Raw genomic sequence first — 14,316 nt, 5'->3', positions numbered from 1 at the left:
ATGCTTGAGGTGAAGAACATCGACCTCTTCTACGGCGCCAGCCGCGCGCTCAGGTCGGTGTCGCTGACGGCCCAGGCGGGCCAGGTGACGGCGGTGATGGGGCGCAACGGGGTGGGCAAGACATCGCTCATCCGCGCCATCACGGGCCGCCAGCGCATCGCCCGCGGCGCCATCCTCTGGAACGGGCAGGACGTCACCGCCCTGCCCGCCCACCGGCGCGCGCGGCTGGGCTTTGGCAGCGTGCCGCAGGGGCGCGAGATCTTTCCCCTGCTTACTGTGCGGGAAAATCTCGAGACGGGCTTTGCCTGCCTGCCGCGCGGCGAGCGCCGGCTCCCCGAGGCGATCTTCGAGCTTTTCCCGGTGCTGGCCGAGATGCTGGGCCGGCGCGGCGGCGACCTGTCCGGCGGGCAGCAGCAGCAGCTTGCCATCGCCCGGGCCATGGTCACCCGCCCGCGACTTCTGGTGCTGGACGAGCCCACCGAGGGCATCCAGCCCTCGATCATCAAGGACATCGGCCGCGCCATCTCATGGCTGCGCGATCAGGGCCAGATGGCGATCGTGCTGGTCGAGCAGTATTTCGAATTCGCCCGTGACCTTGCGGACAGCTTCGTGGTGCTGGACCGCGGCGAGGTGGTCGTGTCGGGGCGGCGGGAGGAAATGGTTGAGGCCGATGTTCGACGCCTGCTCACCGTCTGACGGCGGCACCGGGCTTCAGCGCGCCCGGGGACGGGTGGCCGTCAGCCTTGCTGGCGCGCGGCTGGGGCAGCTCGCCCAGTCCGGCTGCGGGCGGCTGATGATGCCCAGGACGCGCGGCGGCCCGCCGCTTGCGGTGGTCCTCAACACCGCCGGCGGTCTTACCAGCGGGGACCGCTTTTCGGTCGAGGCGGTCCTGAGCGAGGGCGCGCGGCTTTCGCTGAGCACACAGGCGGCCGAACGCATCTACCGCTCGATCGGCGGGGCGGCGACGGTGGAGAACAGGCTGACCATCGGGCGCGGCTGCACGCTGTGGTGGCTGCCGCAGGAGACGATCCTTTTCGAGCGCGGCGCGCTTCGCCGCCGGCTCGAGGTCGACATGGCGGAGGATGCGCGTTTCCTCGGCCTCGAGATGCTGGTTCTGGGCCGCCGCGCCATGGGTGAGACGGTCACGGCCGCCCATCTCGCAGACCACTGGCGCATCCGCCGGGGCGGGCGGCTGGTTCAGGCCGAGGCGCTGCGGCTCGAGGGCGACGTGACGTCGCTGGCGCGCGCGCCAGCGCTGCTCGACGGGGCCCGCGCGCTCGGCGTGATGAGCTGTCTTGCACCGGGGATCGAGGCGCGCCTGCCGCAGGTCCGGCGGGTGCTGGCGCGAGAGGATCTGCGCGCGGCGGCGTCAGGCTGGGAGGGTCGGCTCGTGGTGCGCATGCTCGCGCCGGACCTTGGCCCCCTGAAGGCGCTTGCCGCCCGGCTCGTCGGCGTCCTCGGCGCGCAGCTTCCGCCGGTCTGGCAGATCTGAGGAGACAGGATGAAACTCACACCGAGGGAAAGAGACAAGCTGATGGTCAGCCTCGCGGCGATGGTGGCACGGGCGCGCAAGGCACGGGGGGTCAAGCTCAACCACCCCGAGGCTGTGGCGCTGATCACCGACTTCGTCGTCGAGGGCGCGCGCGACGGGCGGCGGGTGGCCGAGCTGATGGAGGCCGCGGCGCATGTGATCCGGCGCGAGGACTGCATGGAGGGCGTGCCGGAGATGATCGACGAGGTGCAGGTCGAGGCGACCTTTCCCGACGGCACCAAGCTCGTGACGGTGCACCGGCCGATCCGTTGAGCCGCCTCCGGCGGGGGTATTTGAACCAGGATGATGAGGACTGAGGCATGATTCCGGGCGAAGTGCTCCCCCTCGAGGGGGAGATAGAGCTGAATGCGGGGCGTGAGGCGATCACGCTGGAGGTCGCCAACACCGGCGACCGGCCGATCCAGGTGGGCTCGCACTACCATTTCGCCGAGACCAACCCGGCGCTCGATTTCGACCGGGCTCTGGCGCGCGGGATGCGGCTCGACATTCCTGCCGGCACCGCAGTGCGGTTCGAGCCCGGCCAGCGGCGCAGGGTGCGGCTGATCCCGCTTGCCGGCGGGCGGCGCGTATTCGGCTTCAACGCTCAGGTGATGGGGGAGCTGTGATGGCGACGCGAATCTCGCGCGCGGCCTATGGCGACATGTACGGCCCCACCACCGGCGACCGCGTGCGCCTTGCCGATACCGACCTTTTCATCGAGGTGGAGCGCGACCTGACGGTCTACGGTGAGGAAGTGAAGTTTGGCGGTGGCAAGGTCATCCGTGACGGCATGGGCCAGTCGCAGGCGACCCGCGCCGACGGGGCGGCCGACACCGTCATCACCAATGCGCTGATCGTCGACTACACCGGCATCTACAAGGCCGATGTCGCCATTCGCGACGGGCGCATCGCGCGGATCGGCAAGGCGGGCAACCCCGACACGCAGCCCGGTGTCGACATCATCATTGGTCCGGGCACCGAGATCATCGCCGGGGAGGGACGGATACTCACCGCCGGCGGATTTGACAGCCATATCCACTTCATCTGCCCGCAGCAGGTGGAAGACGCGCTGCATTCGGGGCTGACCACCATGCTCGGCGGCGGCACCGGCCCGGCGCATGGCACGCTGGCCACCACCTGCACGCCCGGCCCATGGCACATCGGGCGGATGCTGCAGGCCGTGGACGGGCTGCCGATGAATTTCGGCTTTGCGGGCAAGGGCAATGCCAGCCTGCCGGGAGCGCTGGTCGAGCAGGTCAGGTCCGGCGCCTGCTGCCTGAAGCTGCACGAGGACTGGGGCACGACGCCGGCGGCCATCGACTGTTGCCTCTCGGTGGCCGACGAGATGGACGTGCAGGTGATGATCCACACCGACACGCTCAACGAGTCGGGCTTCGTGGAGCACACCATCGCCGCCTTCAAGGGGCGCACCATCCACGCCTTTCACACCGAGGGCGCGGGCGGCGGCCATGCGCCCGACATCATCCGCCTCGCGGGCGAGGCCAATGTCCTGCCCGCCTCGACCAACCCGACCCGGCCCTACACGGTGAACACGCTCGAGGAGCATCTCGACATGCTCATGGTGTGCCACCACCTCGACCCCGCCATCCCCGAGGACGTGGCCTTCGCCGAAAGCCGGATCCGGCGCGAGACCATCGCCGCGGAGGACATCCTGCACGACATCGGGGCCTTCTCGATCGTCGCTTCGGACAGCCAGGCGATGGGGCGCGTGGGCGAGGTGATCATCCGCGCCTGGCAGACGGCGCACAAGATGAAGCTCCAGCGCGGGCGCCTGCCCGAGGAGACGGGCGAGAACGACAATTTCCGCGTGCGCCGCTACATCGCAAAGTACACCATCAACCCCGCCATCGCGCACGGAATCGCCCACGAGATCGGATCGGTCGAGGAAGGCAAGCGCGCCGATCTGGTGCTGTGGGATCCGGCCTTCTTCGGGGTGAAACCCGAGATGGTACTTCTCGGAGGAATGATCGTGATGAGCCAGATGGGCGACCCGAACGCCTCGATACCCACGCCCCAGCCCGTGCATTCGCGGCCCATGTGGGGGGCGCTCGGGCGCGCCGTGGAGGAGTGCGCCGTCACCTTCGTCAGCGCTGCGGCGCAGGCGGCCGGCGTTGGCGAGGCGCTCGGCCTAAGGCGAAGGACGCTGGCGGTTAAGAACACGCGCGGGATCGGCAAGGCGCAGATGCTGCTCAATGACGCGCTGCCGCGCATCGAAGTCGACCCCGAAACCTACGAGGTTCGCGCCGACGGGGAGCTCATCACCTGCGAGCCCGCCGAGGTTCTGCCCATGGCGCAACGGTATTTCCTGTTCTGATGGCGGTCGCGGTGGCATATCGGCTGCGCCGCGCCGGGGAATGGTCCGGGGCGGCGGATGTCGTGGAACTCGGCTATGAGGAACGCTTCCTGCGCCGAAGGCGGCTGATGACACGGGGCGGCGAGGCCATACTGGTCGATCTTCCGCAGACCGTCTCGCTCGAGCACGGAGATGCGCTGGAGCTCGCCGACGGGCGCCTCGTGGAGGTGATTGCCGCGGTCGAGCCGCTCATCGAGGTGCGCGGCGATCTTCCGCGCCTCGCCTGGCATGTCGGCAACCGCCACACCCCATGCCAGATCGAGGCCGACCGGCTCCTCGTGCGCCGCGATCACGTCATCGCGGAGATGCTGAGGGGGCTTGGCGCGGTGCTGCGCGAGGTGGAGGCGCCCTTCACCCCCGAGGGCGGCGCCTACGGTCACGGGAGGACCCATGGCCACAGCCACTGAAGCGGCCATCGATGGGGCCACGCTGCTGACGCTCACGCGCTGGCTGTCGCCCGCCTTTCCCACCGGCGCCTTCGCCTGGTCGCACGGGCTCGAGGCGGAGGTCGCGGCCGGGCGGGTGCGCGACGGCGCGGGCCTGTCGGACTGGCTCGCCGGCGTGCTCGCGCATGGCGCCGGGCGCAACGATGCCATCCTGATCGCCTGCGCATGGCGGGCGGCGCGCAGCGGAGACGCGGCCGCGCTCGGGGAGCTGGCCGAGCTTGCCGCCGCACTTGCACCGGGGGCCGAGCGCGAGACGGAGGCGCGCGCGCAAGGCGCGGCCTTCGCCCGCACGCTTGCCGCCGCGGGCGAGATCGAGCTCGCCCCCTGCCCCCTGCCCGTGGCGGTCGGGGCGGCTGCCGGCCGGGCGGGGCTGCCGCTCGGCCCGACATTGCTTCTCCACCTGCAGAACTTCACCGCCAATCTCGTGACCATTGGCGTTCGGCACATCCCGCTCGGACAGAGCGAGGGGCAAGCCATTCTTGCCGCGCTGGCCCCGCTCATGGAATCGGTCGCGGACAGCGCCCGTAAGGCCACGGCCGACGACATCGGCGGCTGCGCCATAGCCTCGGACATCGCCAGCCTCGAACACGAAACCCTGCCAACGAGGATCTTCCGCTCATGACGTCGCCAAACGGTCCCCTGCGCGTGGGCATCGGCGGGCCGGTGGGTGCGGGAAAGACCACCCTCACCGAGAAGCTCGCGCGCGCCCTTTCCCCCCGCCTGTCGATGGCGGTCATCACCAACGACATCTACACACGCGAGGACGGCGAGTATCTGATGCGCGCCCAGGCATTGCCGGCCGCGCGCATCCGCGCCATCGAAACCGGAGGCTGCCCGCACACCGCCATCCGCGAGGACGCCTCGATCAACCTCGCCGCCGTGGAGGAGCTGCGCGCGGCCTTTCCCGATCTCGAGCTTGTCCTCATCGAATCGGGCGGCGACAACCTGGCCGCGACCTTCAGCCCCGAACTCGTCGATCTCACCATCTACGTCATCGACGTGGCCGCTGGCGGCGACATCCCGCGCAAGGGCGGCGCGGCGCTCACGCGCTCCGACCTTCTCGTCGTGAACAAGGTCGACCTCGCCCCTCATGTGGGCGTGTCGATGCAGCGCTACCGCGCCGATGTCGCCGCCATGCGGGCAGGCCGGCCGGTTGTCTACGCCGAGCTGCGCAACGGCCGTGGCGTGGACGAGATCACCGCCGCGCTCGCAAGCCTGGGAGGGCTGACGCTCACCGCCAGTGGCTGACGGAGTCGCGGCGGCGGCGGCGCCTCATCTGCCCCATCTGAGCGCCAGAACGTCGAGCCGGTGCGCGAGGTCGAGAAGCCGCGCGCGCGTGCGCGACGACATCGGCCGCAGCGGGTGGCGGACGTGATCGGAGCGGATCACACCGCCTTCCTTCAGCACGGTCTTGGCCGCGCGCAGACCACACTGGCGGTTCTCGTGGTTGATGAGCGGCAGGCAGGCCTGCCATCCGGCAAGCGCATCGCCGTGTCGCCCCTCGAGATAGTCGATGACGATCGGCCGGATCCGGTCGGGCAACAGCGCCGAGGTCATCGTGCCCGTGGCGCCGGCATCGAGATCGGCCAGCAGCGTCACGCCCTCCTCGCCGTCGAAGGGGCCTTCGACATGCTCTCCGGCCTCGGCGATCAGCGCCGCCAGCTTGTCGGCGGCAAAGGGACATTCGATCTTGAAGTAGCTGACGCGCTCGAGTTCGCGGGCCATGCGCGCAAGTAGTGGTACCGGCAGCTCAACCCCCGACAGCGGCGCGTCCTGCACCATGATCGGGATGCCGATCGCATCGTTGACGGCGGCGAAATGCTCGAAGATGCCTTGCGCATCGGCCTTCAGCCCGGCGCCGTGATAGGGCGGCATCATCATCACCATCGCCGCGCCCATCGCCTCGGCCGCGCGGGCGCGGGCGACGACCGTGCCGGTATGGAAATGGCTGATCGTGACGATCACCGGCACCCGGCCGGCGACATGGCCAAGGCTGATCCGCATCAGCCTGTCGCGTTCCTCGTCCGAAAGGGCGAACTGTTCCGAATAGTTGGCGAGAATGCAGATCGCATCCACCCCGGCATCGACCAGGAAATCGAGCACGCGGCGCATGCCGTCCTCGTCCACGCGGCCATCGTCGAGAAAGGGCGTGGGTGCGACGGGCAGGATGCCCCTCAATCCGTGTTTCATGGCGTCAAGTTCCTACCAGTCAAAGCGCGCGGTCGCGACATGCCGTCCGATCAGGAAGGCATCGGCCACGTGGCGCATGGGCGAGAGATCGACCTCGCTTTCGCTCCGCGCGATCAGCGCGGCAAAGCGGGCATAGAGCGCAGGATATTCGCTGTCCGGCCCCTCGGCCAGCACGCGGGGCCCCAGCCGCAGCACCGCCCCCCCGCGGTCGAGCACCGCGCGGCCCTGATCGGTGTCGATGACGATCTGCCAGCGCGGCGGCCCGGCCTCGCGCCAGTCGAAGCGCGCGGTCACGGGAATGCCCGCCGGATGGGAAAAGACCAGCCGCGCCGCGATCGGGGTCGCGCGGTTTTCGGGAAATTCCAGCTCGGCCTCGGCGAGGTGAACCGGGTCGGGCAGGATCGCGCTCAGCACCGACAGCGCGTTGATGCCGGGGTCGAACACGCCCAGCCCCCCGGGCTGCCAGATCCATTCCTGTCCCGGATGCCACTGGCGCACGTCTTCGAGCCAGGCGATGTCGACGGCCCGGATCTCGCGCCCGGCCAGCCAGTCGCGCGCCGGGCCCACCGCCGCGGCATGGCGCGAATGCCATGTGGCAAACAGCGTCACCCCCCGCGCCCGCGCCAGCCGGGCGAGTTCCTCGACCTCGGAGAGGGTCTTGCCCGGCGGTTTCTCCAGCATCACGTGCCGCCCGGCCAGGATCGCACGGCGCGCGTCGTCAAAGCGCACCTGCGGCGGCGTCGCCAGCGAGACGGCGGGAATGTCCGGCCGCGCCTCCAGCAGCTCGGCAAGGCTGCGGAAGCTGGCAACGCCGCCCAGCTCGGCGTTGCGGCTGGCCACGGCGGCCAGGCGGAAATCGGGCGAACGCGACAGCGCCGGGATGTGCTGATCGCGCGCGATCTTCCCGATCCCGACAAGGGCAAGATCCATCGTCATCAGTGGCTTTCCCTTGGCACGTCATGGCCGCGACAGCCGCGCAGGAAATCGAAATCGGCCCCCGTATCGGCGCCCATGACATGGTCGAAGAACAGCTGCCCATAGCCGCCCTCGGGGCGCAGCTGCGGCAGACGCAGTTCGGCCAGCCGGCGGGACAGCTCGGCCTCGGGGATGTCGAGATGCAGGCGCCGGGCGGGCACGTCCAGCTCGATCATGTCGCCGTCGCGCACCACCGCGAGCGGCCCGCCCCGCGCGGCCTCGGGCGCCACATGCAGCACCACCGTGCCATAGGCCGTGCCCGACATCCGCGCGTCCGAAATCCGCACCATGTCCGTCACCCCCTTGCGCAAGAGCTTGGGCGGCAGGCCCATGTTGCCGACCTCGGGCATGCCCGGATAGCCGCGCGGGCCGCACATCTTCAGCACCAGCACGCAGCTTTCGTCCACGTCCAGGTCCTCGCGCCCGATCCGGGCCTTGTAGTCGTCAATGTCCTCGAACACCACGGCGCGGCCGCGGTGGCGCATCAGGTGCGGGCTGGCCGCCGAGGGCTTCAGCACCGCCCCGTCGGGGGCGAGATTGCCGCGCAGCACCGCGATCCCGCCCGACCGGGTCAGCGGACGGTCGAGCGGGCGGATCACGTCCTCGTTCCAGTTGCGCGCGGGCGCGACCTCCTCGGCGAGCGTGCGGCCCGAGACGGTCAGCGCCCCGCCATCGACGAGGCCCGCCTCGACCAGCGCGCGGATGACCACCGGCAGACCGCCGGCATAGTAGAATTCCTCCATCAGGTAGTCGCCCGAGGGCTGGAGATTGACGATCGTCGGCACGTCGCGCCCCAGCCGGTCCCAGTCATCCAGCGTCAGATTCACCCCGGCCCGGCCGGCCAGCGCCAGAAGATGGATCACCGCATTGGTCGAGCCGCCAAGCGCGGCATTGACGCGGATCGCGTTCTCGAAGGCGGTGCGGGTCAGGATGTGGCTCGGCCGCAGATCGTCGCGGACCATCTGCACGATGCGCCGCCCCGACAGCTGGGCCATCACGCGGCGGCGCGAATCCACCGCCGGGATCGCGGCATTGCCCGACAGCGCCATGCCCAGCGCCTCGGCCATCGAGGCCATGGTCGAGGCCGTGCCCATCGTGTTGCAGGTGCCCGAGGAACGGGTGACGGCGGCCTCTGCCTCGAGGAAGTCGGCCTCGCTCATCTCGCCGGCCTTCACCGCTTCGGAGAAGCGCCACAGATGCGTGCCCGCGCCGACCCGCTCGCCTCGGAACCAGCCGTTCAGCATCGGCCCGCCCGACACCACGATGGACGGCAGATCGACCGAGGCCGCGGCCATCATCAGTGACGGCGTGGTCTTGTCGCAGCCCACCAGCAGCACGGCGCCGTCGATGGGCTGGGCGCGCATCACCTCCTCCACGGCCATGGCCGCGAGGTTACGGTACATCATCGCCGTGGGCCGGAAGGTGTTTTCCGACGCCGAGAAGACGGGAACCTCCAGCGGGAAGCCCCCGGCCTCCCACACCCCCGCCTTCACCTTCTCGGCCAGCTCGCGCAGATGGCCGTTGCAGGGCGTCAGATCTCCCCAGGTGTTGAGGATGCCGATCACCGGACGGCCGTCGAACAGGTCGTCGGGATAGCCCTGATTCTTGAGCCAGCCGCGATGATAGATCGCGTCGCGCGAGGTGCCGCCGTACCACGCCTGCGAGCGCAGGCGGCGCGGCCATTTCGCCGGCTTGAAGGACATCACGCCTGTTTCCGCTTGTTGTAGACGTCGAAGACCACGGCGGCGAGCAGCACCAGACCCTTGATCATCTGCTGGTAGTCGATGCCGATGCCCATGATCGACATGCCGTTATTCATCACGCCCATGATGAAGGCGCCGACCACCGCGCCGACGACGCGCCCGACCCCGCCCGACATCGAGGCGCCGCCGATGAACACCGCGGCGATCACGTCAAGCTCCAGCGCAAAGCCGGCCTTTGGCGTGGCCACGTTCAGCCGCGCGGCATAGATCAGGCCGGCAAGCGCCGCCAGGAACCCCATGTTGACGAAGGTCAGGAAGGTCAGACGCTCGGTCGGAATGCCCGACAGCGCGGCGGCCTTGCGGTTGCCGCCCAGCGCATAGATGCGCCGCCCCAGCGTGGTGCGCTCGGTGATGAAGGCGTAGATCAGCGTCAGCACCGCCATCGTCACCAGCACATTGGGCAGGCCGCGAAATGTCGCGAGCTTCCAGCTGAGAAACAGGATCGCGCCGATGACGATGGCATTGCGCAACGCGAAGAAGGCCGCGGGCTCGAGCTCCATCCCGTAGGCGCGGTCGCGCGCGCGGGCCCGCAGACCCAGCCACAGGATGGCCGCCGAGGCGAGCGCCGCCAGCGCCATGGTCAGCCCGTGCACCCGCCGCACCCCGGCAAGCGCCGCGAGCGCCTCGCCCAGCCAGGGCAGGAGATCGGGCACGAAGCCGGTGGACAGGCGCTGGAACTCCATCGGGAAGGGCCCGATCGACTGGCCCTCCAGGAGCCACAGCGACGCCCCGCGGAAGACGAGCATGCCCGCCAGCGTCACGATGAAGGAGGGAATGCCCCAATAGGCCACCCAGTAGCCCTGGGCCGCGCCGATCACGATGCCGGTCAGCAGGCAGGCGATCACCGTCATCCAGACCGGCATCTGCCAGTTGACGATCATCACCGCCGCCAGCGCGCCGACGAATCCCAGGACCGAACCCACAGACAGGTCGATGTTGCCGCCGACGATGACGATCAGCATCCCCAGCGCCATGATGATGATGTAGCTGTTCTGCAGGAACAGGTTGGTGATGTTGACCGGCCGCAACAGCGTGCCGTCGGTCAGGATCTGGAAGAAGACCATGATCGCGACCAGCGCGATCAACAGCCCGTATTCGCGCAGATGCCCGGTCAGATAGGCCCGCACCGCGCCGCCCGCGGCGGCGCCAGCGCCGGTTGCCGTTTCACTCGTCATGCCGCCTGTCTCCGATGCTTGACGATGAGGGACATGATGCGCTCCTGGCTGGCCTCGTCCGCGGACAACTCGCCCACGATCGCGCCCTCGCACATCACGTAGATGCGGTCGCACATGCCCAGAAGCTCGGGCATCTCGGAGGAGATCATCAGGATCCCCCGCCCTTCCGCCGCGAGCCGGTTGATGATGGTGTAGATCTCGTATTTCGCGCCGACATCGATGCCGCGGGTGGGCTCGTCAAGGATCAGCACCCGCGGGTCGGCGAACAGCCATTTCGAAAGCACCACCTTCTGCTGGTTGCCCCCCGACAGGTTGACCACCTTCTGGTGCACGCCCGGCGTGCGAATGGCCATCGCCTCGCGATAGCGCTCGGCCACGCGGGCCTCCTCGCGGCGGCTCAGCACGCCCCGCCGCGACACGCCGGCCAGATTGGCCAGCGTCACGTTGAAGGTGATCGGCTCCTCAAGGACAAGGCCCAGCTCCTTGCGGTCCTCGGTGACATAGGCAAGCCCGGCGGCGATCGCCCGGTCCACGCGCGAGATGTCCGCCGGCCGGCCCTCGATCAGCGCCTCGCCCGCCAGCTTGCGCCCCCAGCTTTCGCCGAACAGGCTCATCGCGAGTTCGGTGCGCCCCGCGCCCATGAGCCCGGCGATGCCCACCACCTCGCCCGCGCGCAGACGCAGCGAGACATCGCGCACCACGATCCGCTCGGCATGCTCGGGATGGGCCACGCGCCAGTTGCGCACCTCCATGAGAACTTCCCCCGCCCGCCGCTCCTCGCGCGGTGGATAGCGGTTTTCCATCGGCCGGCCGACCATGTCACGCACGATCATGTCCTCGGTCAGCGTCTCGGCCCGCGCGTCGTGGGTGGCCACGGTCGCGCCGTCGCGCAGCACCGTCACCCGGTCGGCCACGCGGCGCACCTCGTTGAGCTTGTGGCTGATGATGATCGAGGTCACGCCCTGCGCCCGAAGTTCCAAAAGAAGATCAAGGAGTTTCTCGCTGTCGGCCTCGGAAAGCGCCGCCGTGGGCTCGTCGAGGATCAGAAGCCGCACGCGCTTGGAGAGCGCCTTGGCGATCTCCACCAGCTGCTGCTTGCCCACGCCGAGCCGGTCGACCGGCGTCTGCGGCGCCTCGTCCAGGCCGACCTTGGCCAGCAGCGCCTCGGTCCGCGCCCAGGTCTCGCGCCAGGAGATGACGCCGCCGCGGGCGCATTCGTTGCCCAGGAAGATGTTCTCGGCAATCGACAGAAGCGGCACCAGCGCCAGTTCCTGATGAATGATGATGATTCCGCGCGCCTCGCTGTCGCGGATGGAGCGAAACGCGACCGGCGCGCCGTCAAGAAGGATCTCGCCTTCGTAGGTGCCGTGCGGGTAGACGCCGGAGAGAACCTTCATCAGTGTCGACTTTCCCGCGCCGTTCTCGCCGACGAGGGCGTGAATCTCGCCTTCGCGCACGGTGAGGTTCACATTGTCCAGCGCGCGCACGCCGGGAAAGGTCTTGGTGATGCCGCGCATCTCGAGAAGCGGGTGCATGGAAGCGCTCCCTCGGAGTGGTCTCGGACCGGATATGCAGGCCCCTCCTGCAAGGGCGGCGGGGCCGACGCCGGCCCCGCCGTTTCGGACCGGTTCCATGCCGGAACCGGCAGGGAGGGTCACTGGGTGATCTGGGATTTCTCGTAATAGCCCGAGCCGACGAGAACCTCTTCCCAGTTGCTGGCATCGACCGGAACCGGCTCGAGCAGATAGGAAGGCACGACCTTGACCCCGTTGTGATAGGTCGTGGTGTCGTTGATCGGCACCTCGCCGCCTTCGAGGATTGCGGTCACCATCTTCACCGCCACCTTCGCCAGCTCGCGCGTGTCCTTGAAGACGGTCGAATACTGCTCGCCGGCGAGGATCGCCTTGACCGAGGGCAGCTCCGCATCCTGGCCGGTGACGATCGGCATCTTCAGGTCGCCCGACCCATACCCCACGCCCTTGAGCGCCGAGATGATGCCCATCGACAGCCCGTCATAGGGCGAGAGCACCCCGTGCACCACATCGTCGGTGTAATGGGCCGAGAGGAGGTTCTCCATCCGCGCCTGGGCAACCTGTCCGTCCCAGCGCAGGGTTCCAACCGTGTCCATGCCCATCTGGCCCGACTTGATGCGGATGCGGCCCGCGTCGATCAGCGGCTGCAGGACGCTCATCGCCCCGTCGTAGAAGAAGTAGGCGTTGTTGTCGTCCGGGCTGCCGCCGAACAGCTCGACATTCCACGGGCTGACATCGCCGAAGCGCTCCTCGAGTCCCTTCACGAGGCTCTCGGCCTGCAGCACGCCCACCTTGAAGTTGTCGAATGTGGCATAATAATCCACGTCGGGCGTGTCGCGGATCAGGCGGTCATACGCGATCACCGGAATGCCGAGCGCGGCGGCATTGGCGAGCGCGTTCGACAGGGTGGTGCCGTCGATCGCAGCGATCACCAGCGCATCGACCTCCTTGGTGATCATGTTCTCGATCTGCGCCAGCTGGTTGGGGATGTCGTCCTCGGCGTATTGCAGATCGGCGGCATAGCCGGCCTTGGCGAATTCCTCGACCATGGAATTGCCGTCCGAGATCCAGCGCGACGACGACTTGGTCGGCATCGCGATGCCGATCACGCCCTTCTCCTGCGCGACCGCCGGCGAAATGCTGAGCCCGATGCCAAGAGCAAGGGCAGAAATTCCGGCAATGAAACGTCTCATCAGTTTCCTCCCTGGGATGGCGGGGCCGTCCGCGCCCGCTTGTCATCGCTGGGCAGCCCCGGCGCGGGCGAAAGCCTCCTCTCCGTCGCCGTGCGGCCGCCTTCAGCAGCGCCAGTTAGCGGTGGTGCGACATGCCAATCAAATGCATAATGAGGCGAACATCATAACAAAATTGGTATGAAACTCGGGCCACCATGTCGCACCTCGCCTTCAGGAAGCTCGCGCTTCGCCATCTCCGGCTGATCGACGCCATTGCCCGGCTCGGTCAGCTCAATCTTGCGGCCGAGCGGCTGCGCATCACCCAGCCCGCCGCCTCCCGCACGCTGGCCGAGGCGGAAAGGCTGCTCGGCGCGCCACTGTTCGAACGGCACGCGCGCGGCATGTCGCCAACCGGGCTTGGCGAGGTGGTCGTGGCCCATGCATCGGCCATCGTGCACCGGCTCGATCAGGCTGGGGTCGAGATCGAGGCCTGGCGCAGCGGACATGCCGGGCGAATCGACATCGGGACCGTCACCGGCCCGGCCGTGGCCTATGTCGTTCCGGCGATTCTCGAGCTCAGGGCCGAAGCGCCCCGGGCCGGGGTCGGCATCGACGTCGCGCCGAGCGCCGAGCTCGCGGCAGGGCTCTTGCGCGGCGACTACGATCTCGTCGTCGGTCGCGTGCCCGAGGGTATCGATCCTCGCCAGTTCGAAATCCTGTCGGGGCGGGTGGAGGAGGTCGTGCTGATGGCCCATGCCAGCCACCCGCTCGCCACCGCGCCCCAGCCGGTGCCGCTCGAGGCGCTGCGCGGCTTTCCCTGGGTGATGCAGCGCGCAGGCATGCCGATCCGCGTCGCCATCGAACAGGCCTACATGAGCCGGGGGCTCACCCCTCCGCCGGATGTCATCGACACCGCCTCGCTGCTCGTCTCGATGGCGCTGCTGTCCGAGACCCAGGCGCTCGCGCCGGTGACACGGGAGGTGGCCGGGCTACTCGAGGGTTTCCGCAATGACGGGCTGCGGACCATCCGCACGCGCCCCGAAATCGTTCTGAGCCCCTATCACATCCTGCGCCTGCGCGATCGCGAGCCCTCGCCGCTCGCGCGTCGGTTTCTCGGCATCCTGACCGGCAAGCTGGCGCCGCCCCGCGGCTGAAACC

At 68.9% G+C, this 14,316-nt stretch carries 15 protein-coding genes; 9 read left to right on the top strand and 6 right to left on the bottom strand.

Features of this window, described 5'->3' with window-relative positions; translation table 11 throughout:
- The 8 genes from urtE to ureG are packed head-to-tail and all read left to right on the top strand — an operon-like array spanning position 1 to position 5,599.
- Positions 1–696 carry an urea ABC transporter ATP-binding subunit UrtE gene (gene urtE, locus BLQ14_RS12005; RefSeq protein ID WP_092500894.1) on the top strand — a complete coding sequence of 232 codons (696 nt, stop codon included), beginning with the start codon at positions 1–3 and terminating at the stop codon, positions 694–696.
- Entirely contained in the window at positions 671–1,492 is an 822-nt protein-coding gene (locus tag BLQ14_RS12000; protein WP_092500797.1) for an urease accessory protein UreD, read from the top strand. The genes urtE and BLQ14_RS12000 overlap by 26 nt, the downstream gene beginning before the upstream one ends.
- Positions 1,493–1,501: 9 nt before the next feature.
- Positions 1,502–1,804, top strand: coding sequence for an urease subunit gamma (locus BLQ14_RS11995; RefSeq protein ID WP_092500796.1), 303 nt, complete (start codon positions 1,502–1,504; stop codon positions 1,802–1,804).
- A gap of 47 nt (positions 1,805–1,851) precedes the next feature.
- Entirely contained in the window at positions 1,852–2,157 is a 306-nt protein-coding gene (locus BLQ14_RS11990) for an urease subunit beta (protein WP_092500795.1), read from the top strand.
- Entirely contained in the window at positions 2,157–3,866 is a 1,710-nt protein-coding gene (gene ureC / locus BLQ14_RS11985) for an urease subunit alpha (RefSeq protein WP_092500794.1), read from the top strand. The genes BLQ14_RS11990 and ureC overlap by 1 nt, the downstream gene beginning before the upstream one ends.
- Positions 3,863–4,312, top strand: a complete 450-nt coding sequence (locus BLQ14_RS11980) for an urease accessory protein UreE (RefSeq protein ID WP_425412111.1) — start codon at positions 3,863–3,865, stop codon at positions 4,310–4,312. Before ureC ends, BLQ14_RS11980 begins: the two co-directional genes overlap by 4 nt.
- Positions 4,296–4,973 (top strand): urease accessory protein UreF, encoded by a 678-nt coding sequence (locus BLQ14_RS11975; protein WP_092500792.1) that lies wholly within the window; start codon positions 4,296–4,298, stop codon positions 4,971–4,973. The genes BLQ14_RS11980 and BLQ14_RS11975 overlap by 17 nt, the downstream gene beginning before the upstream one ends.
- Positions 4,970–5,599, top strand: a complete 630-nt coding sequence (gene ureG / locus BLQ14_RS11970; protein ID WP_092500791.1) for an urease accessory protein UreG — start codon at positions 4,970–4,972, stop codon at positions 5,597–5,599. Before BLQ14_RS11975 ends, ureG begins: the two co-directional genes overlap by 4 nt.
- A gap of 24 nt (positions 5,600–5,623) precedes the next feature.
- Here the strand turns inward: ureG and BLQ14_RS11965 are convergent, their stop codons facing one another.
- The 6 genes from BLQ14_RS11965 to chvE form a co-directional block, all read right to left on the bottom strand.
- The gene (locus BLQ14_RS11965) at positions 5,624–6,541 is read right to left on the bottom strand and encodes a dihydrodipicolinate synthase family protein (RefSeq protein ID WP_092500790.1); all 918 of its coding nucleotides are present in this window, start codon (positions 6,539–6,541) and stop codon (positions 5,624–5,626) included.
- Positions 6,542–6,553: 12 nt separating this feature from the next.
- A complete protein-coding gene (locus BLQ14_RS11960) occupies positions 6,554–7,477 on the bottom strand; it encodes a Gfo/Idh/MocA family protein (RefSeq protein ID WP_092500789.1) in 924 nt (307 codons plus the stop codon).
- Complete coding sequence (araD, locus tag BLQ14_RS11955; RefSeq protein ID WP_092500788.1) at positions 7,477–9,219, bottom strand: L-arabinonate dehydratase; 1,743 nt, start codon at positions 9,217–9,219, stop codon at positions 7,477–7,479. The genes BLQ14_RS11960 and araD overlap by 1 nt, the downstream gene beginning before the upstream one ends.
- Complete coding sequence (gene mmsB, locus BLQ14_RS11950) at positions 9,219–10,454, bottom strand: multiple monosaccharide ABC transporter permease (protein ID WP_092500787.1); 1,236 nt, start codon at positions 10,452–10,454, stop codon at positions 9,219–9,221. Before mmsB ends, araD begins: the two co-directional genes overlap by 1 nt.
- Positions 10,451–11,989 (bottom strand): multiple monosaccharide ABC transporter ATP-binding protein, encoded by a 1,539-nt coding sequence (mmsA, locus tag BLQ14_RS11945; RefSeq protein WP_092500786.1) that lies wholly within the window; start codon positions 11,987–11,989, stop codon positions 10,451–10,453. Before mmsA ends, mmsB begins: the two co-directional genes overlap by 4 nt.
- A gap of 119 nt (positions 11,990–12,108) precedes the next feature.
- On the bottom strand, positions 12,109–13,179 hold the full coding sequence (gene chvE, locus BLQ14_RS11940) for a multiple monosaccharide ABC transporter substrate-binding protein (RefSeq protein ID WP_092500785.1): 1,071 nt from the start codon (positions 13,177–13,179) through the stop codon (positions 12,109–12,111).
- Positions 13,180–13,373: 194 nt separating this feature from the next.
- Between chvE and BLQ14_RS11935 the strand changes: the two genes are divergently transcribed.
- Entirely contained in the window at positions 13,374–14,312 is a 939-nt protein-coding gene (locus BLQ14_RS11935) for a LysR substrate-binding domain-containing protein (RefSeq protein ID WP_092500784.1), read from the top strand.
- Positions 14,313–14,316 lie beyond the last annotated feature (4 nt).

Origin of the sequence: Meinhardsimonia xiamenensis, assembly GCF_900102905.1 — a bacterium.
Lineage (GTDB): Bacteria > Pseudomonadota > Alphaproteobacteria > Rhodobacterales > Rhodobacteraceae > Meinhardsimonia > Meinhardsimonia xiamenensis.
The sequence above is the reverse complement of the archived record's forward strand: the minus strand, read 5'-3'. Positions and strand labels throughout refer to the sequence as shown.